At 43.0% G+C, this 18,473-nt stretch carries 18 protein-coding genes; 8 read left to right on the top strand and 10 right to left on the bottom strand.

Annotation, left to right across the window (positions count from 1 at the left end; genetic code table 11):
* The 6 genes from DN53_RS14575 to DN53_RS14550 all read left to right on the top strand — a co-directional run.
* Positions 1-1,231: T9SS type B sorting domain-containing protein (locus tag DN53_RS14575; protein ID WP_129655369.1), on the top strand; the 1,231-nt coding region annotated here is incomplete at its 5' end.
* Between the two features lie 12 nt (positions 1,232-1,243).
* Positions 1,244-2,188 carry a PorP/SprF family type IX secretion system membrane protein gene (locus DN53_RS14570; RefSeq protein ID WP_129655367.1) on the top strand — a complete coding sequence of 315 codons (945 nt, stop codon included), beginning with the start codon at positions 1,244-1,246 and terminating at the stop codon, positions 2,186-2,188.
* A 20-nt stretch (positions 2,189-2,208) separates the two neighbouring features.
* The gene (locus DN53_RS14565; protein ID WP_129655365.1) at positions 2,209-3,216 is read left to right on the top strand and encodes a dienelactone hydrolase family protein; all 1,008 of its coding nucleotides are present in this window, start codon (positions 2,209-2,211) and stop codon (positions 3,214-3,216) included.
* A gap of 229 nt (positions 3,217-3,445) precedes the next feature.
* The gene (locus DN53_RS14560; RefSeq protein ID WP_129655363.1) at positions 3,446-3,826 is read left to right on the top strand and encodes a hypothetical protein; all 381 of its coding nucleotides are present in this window, start codon (positions 3,446-3,448) and stop codon (positions 3,824-3,826) included.
* Positions 3,827-4,030: 204 nt separating this feature from the next.
* Complete coding sequence (locus tag DN53_RS14555) at positions 4,031-4,696, top strand: hypothetical protein (protein WP_129655361.1); 666 nt, start codon at positions 4,031-4,033, stop codon at positions 4,694-4,696.
* 949 nt (positions 4,697-5,645) lie between these two features.
* Positions 5,646-6,398 (top strand): LytR/AlgR family response regulator transcription factor, encoded by a 753-nt coding sequence (locus DN53_RS14550; RefSeq protein ID WP_129655359.1) that lies wholly within the window; start codon positions 5,646-5,648, stop codon positions 6,396-6,398.
* Between the two features lie 19 nt (positions 6,399-6,417).
* Here the strand turns inward: DN53_RS14550 and DN53_RS14545 are convergent, their stop codons facing one another.
* The 10 genes from DN53_RS14545 to DN53_RS14500 form a co-directional block, all read right to left on the bottom strand.
* Positions 6,418-7,008, bottom strand: a complete 591-nt coding sequence (locus DN53_RS14545) for a precorrin-2 dehydrogenase/sirohydrochlorin ferrochelatase family protein (RefSeq protein ID WP_129655357.1) — start codon at positions 7,006-7,008, stop codon at positions 6,418-6,420.
* A gap of 59 nt (positions 7,009-7,067) precedes the next feature.
* Positions 7,068-7,901: a GIN domain-containing protein gene (locus DN53_RS14540; RefSeq protein ID WP_165357444.1), complete on the bottom strand. Its 834-nt coding sequence runs from the start codon at positions 7,899-7,901 to the stop codon at positions 7,068-7,070.
* A 38-nt stretch (positions 7,902-7,939) separates the two neighbouring features.
* Entirely contained in the window at positions 7,940-8,122 is a 183-nt protein-coding gene (locus DN53_RS14535; RefSeq protein WP_129655353.1) for a hypothetical protein, read from the bottom strand.
* On the bottom strand, positions 8,112-8,768 hold the full coding sequence (locus DN53_RS14530) for a hypothetical protein (RefSeq protein WP_129655351.1): 657 nt from the start codon (positions 8,766-8,768) through the stop codon (positions 8,112-8,114). Before DN53_RS14530 ends, DN53_RS14535 begins: the two co-directional genes overlap by 11 nt.
* A 76-nt stretch (positions 8,769-8,844) precedes the next feature.
* Positions 8,845-9,933 (bottom strand): hypothetical protein, encoded by a 1,089-nt coding sequence (locus tag DN53_RS14525; RefSeq protein ID WP_129655349.1) that lies wholly within the window; start codon positions 9,931-9,933, stop codon positions 8,845-8,847.
* Positions 9,914-10,459 carry a hypothetical protein gene (locus DN53_RS14520; protein ID WP_129655347.1) on the bottom strand — a complete coding sequence of 182 codons (546 nt, stop codon included), beginning with the start codon at positions 10,457-10,459 and terminating at the stop codon, positions 9,914-9,916. Before DN53_RS14520 ends, DN53_RS14525 begins: the two co-directional genes overlap by 20 nt.
* Positions 10,456-10,995 carry an RNA polymerase sigma factor gene (locus DN53_RS14515; protein WP_242502151.1) on the bottom strand — a complete coding sequence of 180 codons (540 nt, stop codon included), beginning with the start codon at positions 10,993-10,995 and terminating at the stop codon, positions 10,456-10,458. The genes DN53_RS14520 and DN53_RS14515 overlap by 4 nt, the downstream gene beginning before the upstream one ends.
* Positions 10,996-11,177: 182 nt before the next feature.
* Complete coding sequence (locus DN53_RS14510; protein ID WP_242502150.1) at positions 11,178-12,089, bottom strand: PorP/SprF family type IX secretion system membrane protein; 912 nt, start codon at positions 12,087-12,089, stop codon at positions 11,178-11,180.
* Positions 12,090-12,126: 37 nt separating this feature from the next.
* Positions 12,127-16,197, bottom strand: a complete 4,071-nt coding sequence (locus DN53_RS14505) for a T9SS type B sorting domain-containing protein (RefSeq protein ID WP_165357442.1) — start codon at positions 16,195-16,197, stop codon at positions 12,127-12,129.
* Positions 16,198-16,560: 363 nt separating this feature from the next.
* Positions 16,561-16,935: a Fur family transcriptional regulator gene (locus tag DN53_RS14500; protein ID WP_129655341.1), complete on the bottom strand. Its 375-nt coding sequence runs from the start codon at positions 16,933-16,935 to the stop codon at positions 16,561-16,563.
* Between the two features lie 78 nt (positions 16,936-17,013).
* On the opposite strand from DN53_RS14500, the gene DN53_RS14495 reads away from it, so the two are divergent.
* Both DN53_RS14495 and DN53_RS14490 read left to right on the top strand, forming a co-directional pair.
* A complete protein-coding gene (locus DN53_RS14495) occupies positions 17,014-17,922 on the top strand; it encodes an NAD(P)/FAD-dependent oxidoreductase (RefSeq protein WP_129655339.1) in 909 nt (302 codons plus the stop codon).
* Positions 17,923-18,020: 98 nt separating this feature from the next.
* The gene (locus DN53_RS14490) at positions 18,021-18,326 is read left to right on the top strand and encodes a hypothetical protein (RefSeq protein WP_129655337.1); all 306 of its coding nucleotides are present in this window, start codon (positions 18,021-18,023) and stop codon (positions 18,324-18,326) included.
* Positions 18,327-18,473: the final 147 nt, after the last annotated feature.

The following is an 18,473-nucleotide window of genomic DNA, read 5'->3' as shown; positions in this document are numbered from 1 at the left end:
AGCACCATGCACCACCGACGCAACGGCAACCGTCACCGTCACCGAACAGCCAAGGCCCGATAACCCCGCCGATGTCGAGGCATGCGACTCATACATCCTGCCAGCCCTTACCAACGGTAACTATTTCACAGGGGCTGCGGGAACGGGAACGGCCCTCTTCGAGGGTGACCCAATCACCAACCTGGGAGACAACACCATATTTGTCTACAGCCCCGCCAACGGAACGTGCCCCGCAGCGGAGAACTCCTTTGTGGTGACGATTACTGGGTTTGATATATCGACCAACGTAGAAAATGAGACTTGCTGGCAAAGTGAAGATGGTATAGTGCATGTAAATGTCTTCAACACAAACCTACCCCTAACAGTCCAACTGGATTCAATGCCAACCACCATCTTTAACCAGAATTCTTTTTCCTTTGATAATCTAGCTGCTGGAAACCATAGGTTGACCGTCATAGATCAAAATGGTTGTCAATCCGAAACCAACTTTGAAATCTTGGCTGGAGGGCCCAACCTTGATGCATCCGTAGAACCCATCTATTTATGCAATTCCGGATTGCCTTCCAATACCATTGCGGTCACGCTGTCCGACCCATCCATCAGCAATGCAGTTCTCTACGCCCTGGATTCCACAAATCCCAATGATTTTGTAATGAATCCTGCTTTTGAAGTCATCAGCCCTGGGAATCATTCATTATCCATATTGCATACCAACGGTTGCCTTTTGGAAATTCCTTTTTCCATAAATCAGATTGAGCCACTAAATCTCTCGTTGTCAAATGCTTATGTAAATGAAATCGCTGCCAATGTTTCGGGAGGGTTTCCTCCCTACACCTATTATTTTGAAGATAATCCTGGAAGTCCATCCAACACATTTACCATTGACAGGAGCGGAACTTTCCAAGTAAGAGTTGTGGACAATAATGGTTGCGAAACCACAGAAACCATAACGATGACCCTGATTGAAATATCGGTTCCCAATTTCTTCACGCCAAACAATGATGGGCAGAATGATTATTGGAGACCACGAAACATGGAATGGTTCCCAGATGTTCAAACCTACATTTTTGACCGATACGGCAGGAAAATCAAAATCATGGGGACCATGGACCAAGGTTGGGATGGCTATTATGAATCAAAGCCCCTTCCCTCAGGTGATTATTGGTACATCATAAAATTGAATGATGGCTCTGACCGGGAGTTTGTTGGGCACTTTACCTTATACAGATAAAATGAGCTAGTGATGAAAGGAATTATCAAGATACTATTGTTGTTTAATCTGTATGTAATCAATGCCCAGGAATTGACCATCCCCCAATTATCCCAATACCTATCGGACAATCCATTTTTAATGTCGTCATCTTATGCAGGGATTGGAAACTATGTAAAAGTCCGTATGAATGGACTCACCCAATGGGTAGGTGTGCGGGATGCACCAGATACCCAATCATTATCTGCCGATGTTCGATTGGGAAATAGATCCGGGATAGGAATGGTACTCTACAATGATTCCAATGGTGAGACCAAACAACGCGGCGGCAAAGTTTCCTTTGCCCATCATTTGACCATAAACAAATATGAAAATCATTTTTTTTCCATGGCCATGTCATTCAATCTGAACCAGTTTAGAATAGACATTGAGAACTTTAAGGACAATAATGATCAAGCGGTGGTGGATGACCGGTCATCAAGCAATCCCAATTTTGACCTAGGGTTTCTTTATCGTAAAGGCGGATTTTATATGAGTTTGAATGTTGGCAACATTTTAGATAAAGATTTCAAAAAGTTCAACCCCATTTTTGAGCCCAATACTCTTCGGAATTATTATCTCTATTCTGGGTACAAGTATCGAAAAACCAAAAGGTCGGACTACGAAATAGAACCTTCAATATTTCTACAATACTTTGAGAATGACAATAGGTCCGTAACCGATTTGAATTTAAAAATAAGAAAGTATGATTTTATGGACTACTACTATGTTGGTCTAACCTATAGATTTTTGAACGACCAACTTGGAACGCCTCTTTATTTTGCCCCTATCATGGGGCTGAAAAAAGGGGATTTTTACTTTGGATATTCCTATCAGCTCGTCATGAACGAAATATTGGGATACTCCACTGGCACCCACGTCCTCACCTTGGGCATTGACCTCTTCCAGGGCATTTCAAACTGTACATGCACTTATTAACAAACTAATTTTATTGAATTATGAAGTCATTTCCCAAATCATTCAAACTACTTAGCCTCCCCATAATTTTTTGCGGTCTTTTAGCCTTTTCATCCTGCAGTGATGATGATGCCTATTTTGATTCTGAAATACGAGAGATTGTCATCAATTCATCTACCCGTGATACTATTATCTATATTCCGGTACATCAGGTAAGAGTTCCTGTGTACCTATCCGTTCCTAAAGACTGTGATGCCCTTGCCCCTTTGCCTGCCGTGGTAGTGCTACATGGCTCCGGCGGTATGTGGAAGGATGATAATCCTGAAAGCAAGACCATGAGCAGTCAATTCCGTGAATGGAAGGAATTGTTTGACAATAACTGCATGGTTGGGGCCTTTGTTGACAGTTTTTCAGGACGGGGTGCTACTGAGAAAAGTGGAAAATGGGAAACAGCCCCGGATAATTTCAAGATCAGTTCCCAATTCATCCGATCAAGGGATGCCAATGCCGCAATGTCCCAACTCAGAAAAATAAAATTCAAGGATGGGAGTCCAGTAGTGCGCTCCGAGGATATAGGTTTATTGGGGTTTTCAGATGGTGGAACATCCGTTATATCTACACTATATGACACCAACACCACACCAACAGGCTGGGAATGGACACAAAGCTTTGGTGGGAAAGAATACGATACTTCTTCCGGGGTAATGTCCCCTGAGCCAAGACCCCAGCAAGGGTTTGCCGGTGGCGTATTCTATTATGGAGGGTCTGGCGGGTACAATTATTGGGGCAGTAGTCCTTGTAACTCCGAGGCCTTGGAAAAAAACATATACCAAAACTATGCACCTATCCTATTTCAAATCCCAACAGGGGATTCCCTTTCTGAAGGTTCTCTATGCTTAGCGGGCCTATTGGCCGAAAAAGGGAAGTCCGTTGAGCTTAACATTTATGAAGGAGTTGGCCATGGTTTTGATACCGATGACAATACCCAAAGCTCCGAGGCCCGAACAAAAACCTTGAATTGGTTAAAGAATATATTACATATGGATTAAAATAATTCAAGCTGCTCAACCTTTCCTAGCATATTGCCCAATTATCCAACCTCTTCTTTGCAATATGTTTCAATCTCTAAACTATTTGCCTTCCAATAGACCATATCATCACTGGTCCATGGAAAAAACCAACCCATCCCAATATGGGATTTGAACCATCAACCTCAAAAAACAATTATTACGTCTGAAATAGGCCCAAATCAGAACACCTAAACAAAAGTTAACCAACATGAAAGAAAACTTTTTAGAAAAATGGATTCTAGACTTGGTAAAGTCTGAATACGAACTTGGCAAAATTCCAAAGCAAGCCAGTTATAAACTCCGGGAACGCATGGACGACTTCATTGAAGTGACCATAGAATGGATAGATGAGGACGGCAACAGTAATAAAATTGTCTACCACGCAAGATCATATGGAAAAAGAAAAATAGGTGAAACTACCGAATTTCAGGAGGATTCCATATTTGAGTTGGAAAATTACTACGCCTTGGAAATACATAGCTATGTGAACCACATCAAAAGAAATTACAGTACCCGAAAGATTGCCAACTATGATGTTATGAAAATAGTTGGACAACTAGAGGAGGAAATGAATGATGGGGAGCATTGAAATGATGAAGACCATGATTGTGAAGTATCACTTTCCACATTGAAGTGTATTTCATCGATTAAAAATGGCGTTTTGTCGGCCGAGGTTCATCCGTCAATTCAAAAGGGGCATTGGTATATTCATGGGTATACGGTCCAAACAGAATTTGTTACTTAGACTTGAGTTTAAAAAAGTTCCCAAGTTTTAACCAAAAGACAAACCCTTATGCAACTGTTCACTATAATTTGGACCTTGGTCTGTGCCGCCATCATCATTGGATACCCGTTGTATCTTTTTAACAGACCCTTTGCACCCAACGTAATGCATAAAGAAAATGAAAAAGGGCATTCAAACACCGTAGAATTACTGTCCATTGATATAACAAAGCAATTGCCTGGTTGGTCATTTACCTTGGATGTCCCACAAATCACGGAAGAGGTTCTGAACAATAATCCCATCCTATTCTATCTGGAATCCAAAGAGGCCTGTCTTAAGCTCCCGCTCAACAATACCGAAATGGGCTATACGGCCAATGTATATAAAAATGTTGGCAAGGTCTATGTAACCTTTAAATCACTCAATGATGGTGTCACCAATTTCTATGTACCTGCATGGCACCTTAGCAAACTGAAAATCCTGATCATTAAATCCAATGACAAGAAAATCTATGGGAATTGGGCCATTAAATCCGAAAAATCACTGATCCATAGAAACCTAAAAAGAGCGGGGATAAATTGGAACAGCTATGAAGATATCCTTGGGTATCTCAGCAATATAGCAGCTATCGACTTTAAAGGGCACTTTGTGGCCCCATCTCCCAAAAGACATGGTTATAGGGCCAAGGGCTCTCCGTTATCCTCCAACGAACAAAAGCTCATTTCAACAGGATAAACATTATTTAAGATTGTGCTAGAGCCCAGCAAAACTTTTAGTGTTCATTTATAATGTCCGAAAATGGGATTTCCTGTTTTGTGGAAATCCCATTTCAAAATATCAATTTCAGCTTTTGGACCTTTTTTTATGACTTCCGTTAATTCAAACATGGCATCCATGAACCCAAATCATGCCTACGTCAAATTGAGACAAAAAAATATACACAAGGTAAGTAGTTTTACTGCAATATCTAAAACAAGACTAACAGCAAAATATACTGGGCCGTACGTAGACATCAAAGCTCTATTCTTCAGTTCTGGCGATGAAGATAGTGCGGCCCAACCGCTTTAATCCAATCAAACATTAATGAACTCACCATTAGTAATTCTTTTTAAAAATGCTAGCAAGTATGGGGTTATGCTGCGCAACAGCAATATGGAAGAACGAACATGGTGAGTTTTATATTAATTTAAGTCAAGAACAACCTCATGAATACAGGAAACCCTATTTCTTCTCTGAGCTCCCCCTCTTATAGCAGAACCGAATAAATACTGGTATGGTTTATTTCCCTCACAACATTCCAAATCCATCCACTGATTTTTCCTTTTTATTACGCATAACACTTGAATCTGAAAAGAACATGAATAGTATAATTGTAAGGAAAATCCTTTGAATCAATAATCAAAAAGTAGAGAAATACATTTTTTGTGCAAAAGGACACATGCACCAGTTACGAATCAAAAAAATAATTCATAACTTAAACATTCACAATGAATTCAAAAAAATTTGGGAAACACTTCGAACACGTATTTTATTAAATTACGGCAGAGTATAGTTTTCCTAGTATGCCAAATATATGAAATATTATTATTCTTTCATATAAAGAAAGAAAATACATCGATTTATGTCTAGAAAGTACAATAAAAAAGAGTGACCGGTAAAATAAACGCCAAAACCAGCCAGCCAAATGACCTTAAAAGTAATTATCATTGAAGATGAAAAACACAGCAGGGAAACCTTAAAATCAATGCTTGAGGAATTCTGCAAGGACGTTAAAGTAATTGCAACAGCCAGTTCCGTATCTGAAGGGGTCAAAGTCCTCTCCGTATATAGCCCGGACGTAGTGTTTCTTGACATTGAACTTCAATCAGGATTGGGTTTTGATGTCCTCACCCAAATTAAAGACCCCAGCTTTGAGGTCATTTTTACCACGGCATTTGAAAAATATGCCATCAAGGCCATTAAGTTCAGTTCCCTTGACTATTTATTAAAGCCCATTGACTTGAGTGAACTTCAGGATGCTGTTGAAAAGGCACGAAACCGGATGGACACCAATGTGTACAGACAACAAATAGACACCCTGATGCAGAGTCTATCCAAAGAGAACCACAGACAGGAAAAAATATGTTTGGCCACCACGGCAGGCATGGAGTTCATTGCCATTGAAGAGATAGTACTTTGTAAGGCGGATGGCTCCTACACCTCCTTTGTTCTACGAAATGAGAATACACTTATGGTGAGCAAACACTTGAAGGAATACGAAAACCTTTTAGGCGATTATCAGTTTATGCGGGTGCATAACAGCTACGTTATCAACCTGAATGAAGTAAAGAAATATGTCAAATCGGATGGTGGATATATTATTATGAGCAATGATATGCACGTTAGTATTTCCCCCAGAAAAAAAGATGAACTCATGGAAGCCATGAAACGGCTTTAGGAAAAACCTATTCTTTGGCTTACTCCTTCTTAGGTTCCCCATCCAACAATCCCTTGGTGAACTCATTCAAGGTCTCCACCTTTTCCTCAAAATTGCCTTTTAAGGTCTTGCGGTATTGATTTAGGTTCTTTACCAAATCATCTATATTGTCCGGGATAACATCTTCAAAAAATTGCCGTAGTCGTTTTGCGGTGGTCGGAGATTTTCCATTGGTAGAAATGGCCACCTTTACATTGCCCTTGGTTACGATACCTCCCATATAAAAATCGCAATAAGGTGGATTATCGGCCACATTCACCAAAATACTGCGCTCCCTGCAATCATGATACACTTGCTCGTTGACCTCTACTTTGTCCGTACAGGCCACCACCATATGCTTGCCCTCCAAAAAGCTCGAATCATATAGGGACCTTGTAATCTCCACTTTATATCCATTGGCTAATTCCAAGGTTTCTAGCAAAAATTCCGGGGCCACCATCTGTACATTGGCTTTGGGGCTGGATTTCAACAAAAAAGTCAATTTTTCCAAACCCACATTACCCCCTCCCACAATGAGTATATTCAAGTGGGAGGCCTTTAAAAAAATGGGGTATAGCTCGTTCTGTTCCATTAATTATCTTTTCAATCCTCACAAATCCCTTCCATGGGACCAAGGATATAAAGATAAGGCTATTTCTTGATGACTTTCCCATCACTGGACAACACTTGCCGGATAATCTCCGCATCGCCCTTGTAATACAATCTACTATCCGAGTTGGCCGTAACATCAATGGTGCCGGTAACCGTTAAAAAGGCATCACTGTCCGACGTAAGATCTATTCGCAAATCCTGCACTTCAAGTCCATAATCCTTCAACTCACTGTCCGACGACATGATGGCGTCCAGGCTTTCAATGGTACCTATCATATCCACTTCGGCATCCGAAGCAAGTCTGATCTTGGCATCTTTTATCTTGGATTCCCCTTGCAGTCTGGAACTTGATGAAAGATCCAAATACGCATCCTGTACATCCAAATACATTTCGGCCTCACTGTCCGAAGCCATATGGAGTTCCAGATCATCCGCCGTGATGTCCCCTTCAAAATAAGCATCGGAACTCAGCTCAATGGAAACCGTATTGGTATTTATGGGACTTTCCATAAAGATGGCCGCATCAGCCGAAGCCTTGAACTTGGAAATGCTCTTTGTGGTCACATAGAGTTCCATGGTCTCCTTCCCCCTAACCCGAACATTGTTCTCCAGTTTAACCACCAGTTTACTCCCTTCCATATAAGCATCGATCCTTCTGAACAGATTATCATTGGCCTTGATGGAAACCTTCTCCTCTGTATCGGAAAAAGTAACGTAGGCCCTAAAATCCGATGATACTTGTAGTGCCCTTATACCAGTAAAGTCATAGTCCCTAGTGGATACCTCCTCCGAAACCCATATACTTTCTTGGACACAAGATGTTACTGTAAAACCCAAAAATAGGGCAATAGCAATCCTTTGAATTGATTTCATACCATTCATTTTTTGATGTGATTTGATTAAAAAAACTGTTATGAGCCGAGTTCCCGTTCCAATTTCAGTACGGGCATCCAATAAAAGTTTATGGCGGACCACTCGCTCATTTCAAGGTTTTGGGCGCTTCTCAAGAACACGGTCCCATTTTGTGAGAACACATGTCTGGCCACCACTGCCTGATGCAATGATTGTCTGTTGTTTTTTGATTTATTGGCCATTGCGCAGGTGTTTTTTGTACCGATTACGTCCCATATTGAAAACACCCACTTTGAGCCCAATGCCCCCAGAAAACCCATTGATGTTACGGAGCGGACTGGCATCCAATTCCAACTTACTGGAAAAACGATATTTGACCCCGGCTTCCAATTGCAGGTATCTGGAAATATTGAACAAAAGGCTTACCCCAGGTTCTGCCACAAAAATGGCATCGATATCATCCTCATCAACATCGCCAATACGGTCGTCAAAGTCATTCCCCAGATACCCTACGCCCCCAGCCCCAATGAGCAAGGGAAAGGAAAGGTTCACCACCGACTTGCTAAAAAGTATGGGCTCCAAATGAAGTCCTCCGTATGCTCCAATCAAATCTTCATTGATGGTTCTGGGATTGTCCTGTTCTGAGTACAAGAAGACCCCTGCAAACCCGACTTCAAACTGTCGGTTGGCTACGTAGGCTACCTTAAGTCCACCCAAATACGTGGATTTTCCCTTAATCTCCCCATAATAGGTGGTGAGGCCCAAGTACACCCCATGCACCACATTCTTACGGTCGTTAAATTCAATGTAGTCTACCTCCTCTTGGGCTTGACCCATGGCCATACATCCTAAAAGAAGTATGGGAAGTATTGGTTTCAGTCGTATCATGTTTCGTTTTTTGGTTTTCGTTTTAAAGACATTCAAATTTTTAAAAGGTTGCATCTTCCGCAACTTTTATGTTACATCAATCGGTAAGGACGATTACTCCTTTGATTCCATTGATGGTAAATTTCCCTTTGGTCCCGCTGCCATAACTTGCCGTGATATCCCTGATCTTGCTTCCTTCATTGGTCACATTGGTCTTGATATCGGTAAAGGTCTTGGGCACCCGCAACAGACCTTGCTCCAAGGTCGCGCCAAAATCAAAGGCCAAGCCCGCAACGTTCATGTTGATTTCTGAGGATTCCTGTACAATATTGATGTCTGCATCAGGTTTGGACACTTTTTTGATGTCCACATCCGCAATCCTTAGTGTGAGGAACATCCCATTTGTTACATCGGCAATGTCCACATTTGAAAATTTAAAATCCCCCCGAAGACTTCCTACCATCATCAATTCCACTTCATCTTTACTGGAATAGAGTTCCAAATCTGCCACTTGGTCCAAAGTTATCTCACTTCCACTACTCAAGATTTTCAGCTTTTGGGCATGTTCAATGTCAATGGAACCATTGTCCATTTTAATATTCCCATACCCCATGTTCCGGGCATTGAATTTCCCGAAACGTATATCCGCCTTGGCCGTTGATATATCGCTATTGATCCAAATATCCCCATGTTGGAGATCGGTTTCCAAATCCCCTTCCCATGCCTCTATGATGATGTCACCGAACTTATTATTGATATTGAGCTCAGCATTGATGGGCAGGAATACTTCATAATCTATCTGCACGTTGGATTTATCAAAATCGAACGGATTGGCCTTGCTGAAATATTTGGCGAAAAGATTGGCATCACGATCTTTTATTTCGGATATGAATTGGATAAAATTTCCGGCTTGGATGGCCTTGGGCTGAATCCGCTCCAATAGTTTTTCCGCGCTTTCATCCTTCCTATGGTTCACTTGAATGGACACGGACACCTTAACCTGGTCCTTACCCCATCCATTGATGACCACATTCCCGTACTTGTTCTCGATATGCACCTTGCCCGTAGGGGAGAGATCATAGGTCTTGTTCCATTGCTTGCTGTGTTCGCTTTGCGCGAGGGTGGCAATGGTACAGAAAGACACCAACAGTGCCGTAATCATGGTTTTATAGTGTATATCCCTCATAATCCATTTCGTTTTTTGAAGCGTTTATCTGTTTCAGCAAATTCTCTATCAACTCAATACGCTTTTTATAGTTGTTCACAATAGCTTCGAGTACCCGTTCATTGTCCAGATTGTCCCGCATTTCCAATTTTAATTGCATGTATTCCTCGTCCAGTTCATCCATGAAGGATAAAAACTCTTCTTTGTCCAAGGCAGAAAGTTTTGGGTTTTCCTGTATCAACACTACCTGTTGATGTACCAGATGCTGATAATGCATGTCTATTTCCAAAAGTTCCTCACTGGCATACCCCTCCATATTTTGGCTTGGAGCATTCATCGTCATAAATGCTGTCAGTGAAAGTCCTACCAGCAACACAATGGATGCTGCTACCCTAAACCCTCTCGATTTCCAAAGTGGGATGACCTTGGGTTCCGTTTTCTCCTCCAATTGCGAGGCTATGCCTTTCCAAAGCTTGTCCCTGTCCACCTTGTGAACATTAAAAGCCTCCTTGTTCTCCCTAATACGTTTTTCAAAATTGTCCATCATAACTCCTTTACAATTTGAATTAGTTTCTTTTTAGCGCGGTGGTATTGCGACTTGGAAGTGGAAGTGGTTATTCCAAGGATTTCCCCAATCTCAACATGGTCATACCCTTCGATCAGATACAAGGTGATGATTTGTCGGTACCCCTCTGGCAATTGGGCCAGACCAGTTTTTATCTTTTCCATTTCAAAATCATCATCCTCTACTTTTTCATCTTCTTCCAGGGGTTCCCCTTCATTTTCCATGGACGCGAACAGCAACCGTTTTGCCTTTAAGTGGTTGATGCTCCTATTGATCACAATTCGTTTGAGCCATGCGCCGAAAGTGCTCTCAAACCGAAATGTGTCCAATTTTTTAAACGCCTCCACAAAACTTTCCTGCAAAACATCCTCGGCATCCTCCCGAATGGTGAGTAAGCGCATGGCCACGTTGAACATGGCATCCACGTACAATCCATACAACTGGTATTGTGCATTCGGGTTCCCTTGTTTGCTCTGCTCCACCAAAACTTGGTGCGTAAAACGTACGTTTGCTTCCAAAAATCCTGGACGATTATTCAATGACGCTAAAAATAGTTCTATTTCATTCTATCCCAATGACAAATCAAAAATGAAAGGGTTGCATCACTTTGAATTTTTTTCAATAAAAAAGCCTCCAACGTATGTTGAAGGCATGCTGCATGAGGTTAGGTTCTAGGTTTGGTATATGGTCTAGGGCAATCTCATTCTGATATTACCTCTTTTTTCATCTCTTTGAATTGATATCTGAGAAACAGTTCATGGCTTCCCCCGGTGTAAGCCCCTAAATTGGATGATGTTAGGTCGTATGCATAGCCCGCATTCAAATTGGAATTGATTTGAAGTCCCAATAACACGGAAAAGGAATCATCCCACCTATAGGCGGCACCAAAGGTGAAGGTTTCCCTGATGATGGCATTGGCCGAAACATCCAAAATAATCGGTGCCCCCGGGACCCATTTTATAAAAAAGGATGGCCGAAGCACCACCTCAGGGGTCACCTCGAACATCTTTCCCCCTATAAAATAGTAATGGAGCCTTTCCGCTGCTATCTCTTGTTCTTCCCCATCGTAATGTTTTTGAGAAAAGAAGTTGGGGACGGCAAAGCCCAAATAACTATCCTTGGTTTGGTAATACAGCCCCGCCCCAATGGTCGGGAAAAATTTGCTCTTGATATTATTTTGAAAGGCCATATCGGGATTTTCGGTCAGCCCTTTTGAGAAATCCACATCAAAAAGTCGTCCACCCGCTTTTAGGCCAAAGGACAGTTTTCGATTGGTACTATCCAGTTGTATGGTGTAGGACACATTTCCATCTACAAAAATTTCTGAAGAGGGCCCCAAGGCATCATGTGCCAATATACCTCCCACGCCCAGTTTGTTTTCCAAGGGAGTGTCCACCGCCAAGACCTGGGTATTCGGCGCCCCGTTGATGCCAACCCATTGGGAACGGTGCAACAATAAAGCCGTAAGGTAGCCTTGGGAACCGGCATATGCTGGATTCACACTCATGGTGTTGTACATGTATTGGGTAAACTGGGGATCTTGTTGCGCGGATCCGGAAAAGCATCCGAAGCAGGCCACTAGTAAACCCACAAGTCCAACTCGCTTTTTCAATTCTTGTATGTATTTAGTCAAGCTCCACCCCATTTTCCTATCGATTTAGATATAACCAATCCGTTCGCGGCTCGGAGCCATCACCCAAGTCCAAAATATAGTAGTAGGTGCCCACGGGCAACTGATCTTCTTTCTGCACAATGGCCCTGCCATTGGGCGTACCGTCCCAATCATTGTTATAGGAGCGTTTTTCGTACACGATATTGCCCCATCGATTATACACCTGAAGTACGTTTTGGGGATATCTGGAAATACAATCGATCTTAAAATAATCGTTGACCCCATCCCCATTGGGTGAAAACTCGTTGTAGACCACCAAACAACTGGGGGAAACAAAGGCTTCCGCACTGTCATTGTCACTGTTGGTGTCCAACTGATCCACAAAGGCCAAACTTGCCGTATTTAGGTAATCTTCAATATCCAAAACCTCCACGGTCAACTCAAGTTGGGCCGTTTCCGAGACTTCCAAGGTATCCAACTCCCAAAAACCGGACGCTTCATCATAAAAACCCAAAGAGGATTGGGAAGTAACCAACCGGTACCCTTGTGGTAATTGTTCCTCTACCCCAATGTTGGTCGCAGGTACAGCTCCCAAATTGGTCACTGTTATGGTAAACACCACTTCATCGCCAATATTTACTAAAATCTTATCTACTTCTTTGGTCAAAGCCAAATCCGTGGTCTGGGGAACCACAAAGGCACTGGCTTCATCATCATCCTGGACACCATCGGAAAAATCATCCATGGCGATTCCTTGGTTGGGATCACTATCCGGGTCGGCAAAATCACTCGTGGTGATTTCGGCCACGTTCAAATACTCATCGGTTTCACCGGTTGGCGTGTTCACCATGGCGAGAATTTCCAAGGTTTCCGTATTTTGATTGAAAATCGTCCGATTCACGTTCCACAAGCCCGTATTCGGATTATATACTCCGGCCGTGGCCGTATGGGATTGATAGGTGTATCCTATGGGTAGAAAATCAGAAATCACCACCCCAGTAGCATCGGTAGGCCCACCATTGGTGACACTGATGGTAAATCGGATCACGTCACCAACATTGGGCACGGGATTATCCACCATCTTGGTCAGGGATAGATCGGCCAAACCATCCGGGATAGGGACCAAACTTACTTGATCATCTTCCGAACCCAAGTTGTTGTTGGGCGTAGAGTCTGGGTCATAGGTTCCCAAAGCAATTAATTCGGCAGTGTTTTTATAATTTCCATTGGGCAGCACCAAGGCCATCAACACCAAAGTTTCCGAACCTCCACTTGTTATGGTGGCAACATTCCAAGAACCTGCAATCTCATCATAGGTCCCCGAAGAGGTCATAGCGCTTATAAAGCTGTAGCCTGATGCCAATTCGTCTTCAATCACCAGACCTGTAGCGTCATTGGGTCCAGCATTGTTCACTGTAATCGTAAAAATAATTTCGTCGCCCGCGGACGGAGTCAGATTATCCGCTGTCATGGCCAGTGAAATATCCGAGACATGTCTGGGAGTTGTGGATTGTGTATCTTGATCATCTTCCGCCAATACACCATTCCCGGGAGTGGAATCTGGATCTACTTGAATGGCCGAAACTACTTCTGCCCTATTGGTATAGTTTCCCGAAGGATTTACCACTGCCTCAATATTAAGTGTTGCATTCGCCCCTCCTGTGACACTTCCCAAGTACCAGAAACCACCATAAGGATCATATAGTCCTCCGGAATCATCCGAAACATAGGTATACCCAGAAGGCAATAGGTCTTCCACCACTATGCCGCTTGCATCGCTTGGCCCCACATTTTCCAAAGTCAAGGTAAATGTTACGGTATCGGAAACATCAGGGAATTCGTTATCCACAGTTTTGCTCAACTCCAAATCCGAAGCCGGAATGGGAATGGTTCCAGCACTGTCTTGGTCGTTTTCAAAAACATTATTGTTGTTTGGGGTTGAATTGGGATCCACATTGTTGGACGAGAACACCTCGGTTACATTGAAGTAATCTCCGGTGGCATTCACCGTAGCCACAATGTTCAAGGTCTCGGTCACTCCATTGGGCAGTACATTGTTCAATTCCCAAATTCCCGTAGCAGCATCATACGCTCCTGCGGTTCTACTGTTGGAAACATAGGTATACCCAGAGGGCAACAGGTCCATTATCTCCACTCCCGTCACATCGCTTGGTCCCAAATTGGAGATATTGATGCTAAAAATTACGTCTTCACCCACCAAGGGACTAAGCTGGCCCACAGATTTGCGCAACAGCAAATCGGATACCGGTACCGGAGTTGGCACCACCGTTTCCTGATCATCTTCGGAACCGTTGCTGTTTCCGGGGGTGGAATCCACATCCAATTCTGTTAATCCGGTCAATTCCGCAGTATTGGCATAATCGCCAATGGAGAGCACGTTGGCCGTTATGGTAAGGGTTTCAGAGGTTGCATTGGCCAAACTCCCAATGTTCCAAACCCCGTTCACTGCATTATAGGTTCCTACTGATGGAACAGCACTGACCAGTCCGTATCCGGATGCCAACTGATCGGTGACCACCACATTGGTCGCTTCACTGGGTCCGTCATTAAGTACGGTAATGGTAAATACAATCTGGTCACCCACATTGGGGGTAAGGTCATTCGCCATTTTGGTTACCGAAACATCCACCAAGGGATTGGGACTCACCACCACTTCATCTTGGTCATCTTCACCAGGAGTATTGTTATTTGGGGTGGAATCTGAATCCATTTGGTCATGGTTGGTAATCTCGGCCACGTTAGTGTAATTTCCTGTTGGGTTGACGTTTACCAGAATATTCACGCTTTCTGAAGCTCCACTGGCCAAAGTTCCCACATTCCAAATACCCGTGGTCTCGTCATAAGCTCCCCCACCATTATCAGAAACATAGGTAAAGCCAGAAGGCAGTATATCGGTTACTTCCACGGAAGTGGCCTCACTGGGGCCTGCATTGGAAACCGTTAGTGTGAATATGACATTATCACTCACCAAAGGTGGGGACTTGCTTATGGTCTTGGTCAAGGAAAGGTCAATGACTTCCACTGGAGATAAGGTCACACTCCCTTGATCATCCTCGGAAGGGACTCCATTGCCGGGGGTCGAATCCACATCAAACCCATCGGATGCTTCCACTTGTGCTGTATTGGTATATGTTCCAGTTGGGTTTGCCACTACGTCAATAATCAAGGTTTCCGAGACCCCATTGGACAACGTTCCTATTTGCCAAAGTCCACTGGCAGAACTATAGGTCCCCGCCGTAGCGGTATAGGAAACATAACTGAACCCTGAAAGCAATTGATCCTCCACAAGGACATTCGTGGCATCATCGGGACCATTGTTGGTCAAGGTTATCTCAAAACTGATCTGTTCACCCACCTCTGGGGAAAGATTACCGCCAACTACCGCCTTTGTCAAGGACAGGTCCGCCAGTTGGGGAGAAGCTATTACGGAATCTTCATCATCCTCGCTTTGGTCACCATCATCATTATTTGGAGTACTGTCCAAATCAATTTGATCACAAAAAGTGACCTCGGCCGTATGGGCAAACTCACTTGAAGTCCCTGTGGGGGTCTGCACCGTTGCATTGAACGTTAGCGATAAAGTGTTTGTTCCTTGGGGTACATTGAGTCCCGTCCAAACTATGGCCCGGGGTCCTACAAAAAAGGTTCCCCCATCACTTATGGTATTGACATTTTCGTAACCTGCCGGCACAATATTCTCAATAGCGACTCCTGTGGCATCCACATCCCCTAAATTGCTGAGATTGATGGTAAAGGTCACTATGTCTCCTACATCCGGGCTCGAATTGCTGGCCAAAATATCCAGTTCAAGGTCTACTCCTAAAAAGGTAACTCCTACCGTATCGGATGCATCGGTGCAGGATGGGTCCGAAACGGTCCATTCAAAAATATACGTCCCCGGAACCATTCCAAAAACTTGGGTATTGGGATCGTTGGCATTGGCAAAACCCACCAGAGAGGGGCCAGATGACTGTGTCCATTCCCCCGTTCCAGTAACTGGAGCCACTGCATTTAAGAAGACATTGCCCACTTGGCTTACAGTCACATCCGGACCTGCATCCGCAGAACACAATTGCCCGTACCCCATCTGAAGTGATAAAAACAAAAACAAAATAGCCAACAAGCGGCATCTTTTGTTCCAATGGCATTGAGGCATGTTCATAGTTGAGGAAATGAGGTTGGACCTAGGCATTACGCCCACTCAAACATATTAACAAACCTCAACAAAACGGAAGTTATGTTGTCTTTCGCCAATCATTTGTTGTGAAAGTTGGGATATATGAGGCGAGTTTTTAAAAAAGAGAGCGGTCTTGTTAAAAACAGTAAATTTAAATAATTGAAAATCAGATTATTACATTAAATCAAATCTTCCTCCGCTATGGCCGCAAAATCTTGATAGTAAGCCCTGTCATATAGATGGGTTAGGTATGGAATTTCAACAACTCCACAGTCAAGAACAATCCTCACAAGTTCCAGTCAAGATACAGTTCACTTTTTCCACGGCATAGCCCATGGGCAATGAAAAATGAACCTCCTCCTTCAAGCACTCTATGGTTTGGCACGTGGTACATCTAAAATGAAAGTGATGGGTGGGCACCTTGTTTTCACCACAGTTTATGCAGAATGCAAAATACTGCTTCCCATCTTCGGCCACAATTCTATGCACAATGCCATCGTCACAGAAACTGTTCAGGACCCTATAGATGGTCGCACGGTTGATATCGATATCTATTTCCCGCTCAATGGCATCCTGGCTCATGGCCTTACCTCTCTGGGATAACAAATCCAATACCGCTTCTTTGGTAGGTGTGCTTCTTCGTTTCATGATTTATTAATGCGACTTTGTTGCAATAATAAAAAATGTTTCTAACTTTGGCAACCCAATCCCCCATAAAACCATAAAATGGAACAAAGTAGCGTTTTTGATGTGATCATTATCGGTGGCAGCTATGCCGGTTTATCAGCAGCCATGACCCTTGGTAGATCTTTAAAAAAAGTTTTGGTGATAGATTCGGGTGAACCTTGCAATAAACCCACGCCCCACTCCCATAACTTCCTTACCCAAGACGGAAAGACCCCTTCGGAAATTTCATCCCTTGCCCAACAACAGGTATCACAATACAATACGGTTCATTTTCATACAGATGTTGCCATTGATGGAAAAAAAACAGCCGAAGGTTTTGAAATCAGCACACAATCCGGTAAAAAATTTGAGACCGAGAAGTTGATTTTTGCCACGGGCGTGAAGGACAATGTTCCCAATATCCCCGGATTTTCTGAATGTTGGGGAAAAACACTTATCCATTGCCCCTATTGCCATGGCTATGAATTTCATGGAAAAAAGACCGGTATATGGGCCCCTGCGGAAAAGGCCTTTCATCTAGCCGGGTTGGTCAACAATCTTACACAGGACCTCACCATGATTACCTCCAATAAAAGTGATTTTACAACGGAGCAATTAGAAAAACTTCAACAACATAACATTAAAATTGAAGAAGGTGAAATCCATCACATTGAACATGAAAATGGAAATATGGTCCATATCGTTTTTAAAAATGGAAAAAAAATACGGCTCGATGCGCTCTACGCCGGAATCCCCTTTGAACAACACTGTAAGATTCCAGAAACATTAGGTTGCGAAATCACAGAACAGGGATACATCAAAATAGATGGACTGCAAAAAACGACCGTTGATGGTATATATGCCTGCGGTGATAATACCTCTCCTATGCGTTCGGTGGCCAATGCCGTGCACCAAGGAAATTTTGCCGGAGCAGTAATCAATAAGGAGCTGACCGAGGAAAATTTTTGAACAAAAGCGTTCAGTTTTGTATCAATTACTTCAAAAAATCCCATATTAACATGGTGTACACAACAATAACAGAACTTTTTTAATAAGTTTGTGAGCGTATGAAAAAAAATCGTCTCATACATAGCATTACGTACTTTTTCCTCGCATTGTTTCTTACCACGGAGCTTGCAGGACTACACGTGCTTTCGCATGATGACGATAAAGACTACCTAGACCATTGTGCCATATGCCACAATATTGCAGCGGACCATCAAGTACCTGCTGTACTTTCAGATTCACACGAACCCCTGACCAAAATCGTTGAATTTGTCCTTCAAAAGGAAATCGGCGTAGATTATGATGCACACATTCCATCTGTCACAAGCCTAAACCTTCCTTTTTCACGCCCCCCTCCTACAGTCTAATTTTCCTTACATTTTTGCTAAATATTGTACTGTTACCCTTTGGGTCAAACTCAATTGTTCCTACAATTTCAACCGAGATTTTATTTGTAGCACATTGTATGGTACACGTACAGCCTTTTTAGGGCAACCTGTACAATTATTGCTTAC

It is taken from the genome of Flagellimonas olearia (assembly GCF_004150225.1).
GTDB lineage: Bacteria > Bacteroidota > Bacteroidia > Flavobacteriales > Flavobacteriaceae > Flagellimonas > Flagellimonas olearia.
This window is presented reverse-complemented; position numbering and strand designations above follow the sequence as displayed.

Coding starts and splice junctions, on each gene's coding strand:
- DN53_RS14570 (WP_129655367.1), top strand. CDS start 1,244: ATGAAAGGAATTATCAAGATACTATTGTTGTTTAATCTGTATGTAATC.
- DN53_RS14565 (WP_129655365.1), top strand. CDS start 2,209: ATGAAGTCATTTCCCAAATCATTCAAACTACTTAGCCTCCCCATAATT.
- DN53_RS14560 (WP_129655363.1), top strand. CDS start 3,446: ATGAAAGAAAACTTTTTAGAAAAATGGATTCTAGACTTGGTAAAGTCT.
- DN53_RS14555 (WP_129655361.1), top strand. CDS start 4,031: ATGCAACTGTTCACTATAATTTGGACCTTGGTCTGTGCCGCCATCATC.
- DN53_RS14550 (WP_129655359.1), top strand. CDS start 5,646: ATGACCTTAAAAGTAATTATCATTGAAGATGAAAAACACAGCAGGGAA.
- DN53_RS14545 (WP_129655357.1), bottom strand. CDS start 7,008: ATGGAACAGAACGAGCTATACCCCATTTTTTTAAAGGCCTCCCACTTG.
- DN53_RS14540 (WP_165357444.1), bottom strand. CDS start 7,901: ATGAAATCAATTCAAAGGATTGCTATTGCCCTATTTTTGGGTTTTACA.
- DN53_RS14535 (WP_129655353.1), bottom strand. CDS start 8,122: ATGGCCAATAAATCAAAAAACAACAGACAATCATTGCATCAGGCAGTG.
- DN53_RS14530 (WP_129655351.1), bottom strand. CDS start 8,768: ATGATACGACTGAAACCAATACTTCCCATACTTCTTTTAGGATGTATG.
- DN53_RS14525 (WP_129655349.1), bottom strand. CDS start 9,933: ATGAGGGATATACACTATAAAACCATGATTACGGCACTGTTGGTGTCT.
- DN53_RS14520 (WP_129655347.1), bottom strand. CDS start 10,459: ATGATGGACAATTTTGAAAAACGTATTAGGGAGAACAAGGAGGCTTTT.
- DN53_RS14505 (WP_165357442.1), bottom strand. CDS start 16,197: ATGGGGTACGGGCAATTGTGTTCTGCGGATGCAGGTCCGGATGTGACT.
- DN53_RS14500 (WP_129655341.1), bottom strand. CDS start 16,935: ATGAAACGAAGAAGCACACCTACCAAAGAAGCGGTATTGGATTTGTTA.
- DN53_RS14495 (WP_129655339.1), top strand. CDS start 17,014: ATGGAACAAAGTAGCGTTTTTGATGTGATCATTATCGGTGGCAGCTAT.
- DN53_RS14490 (WP_129655337.1), top strand. CDS start 18,021: ATGAAAAAAAATCGTCTCATACATAGCATTACGTACTTTTTCCTCGCA.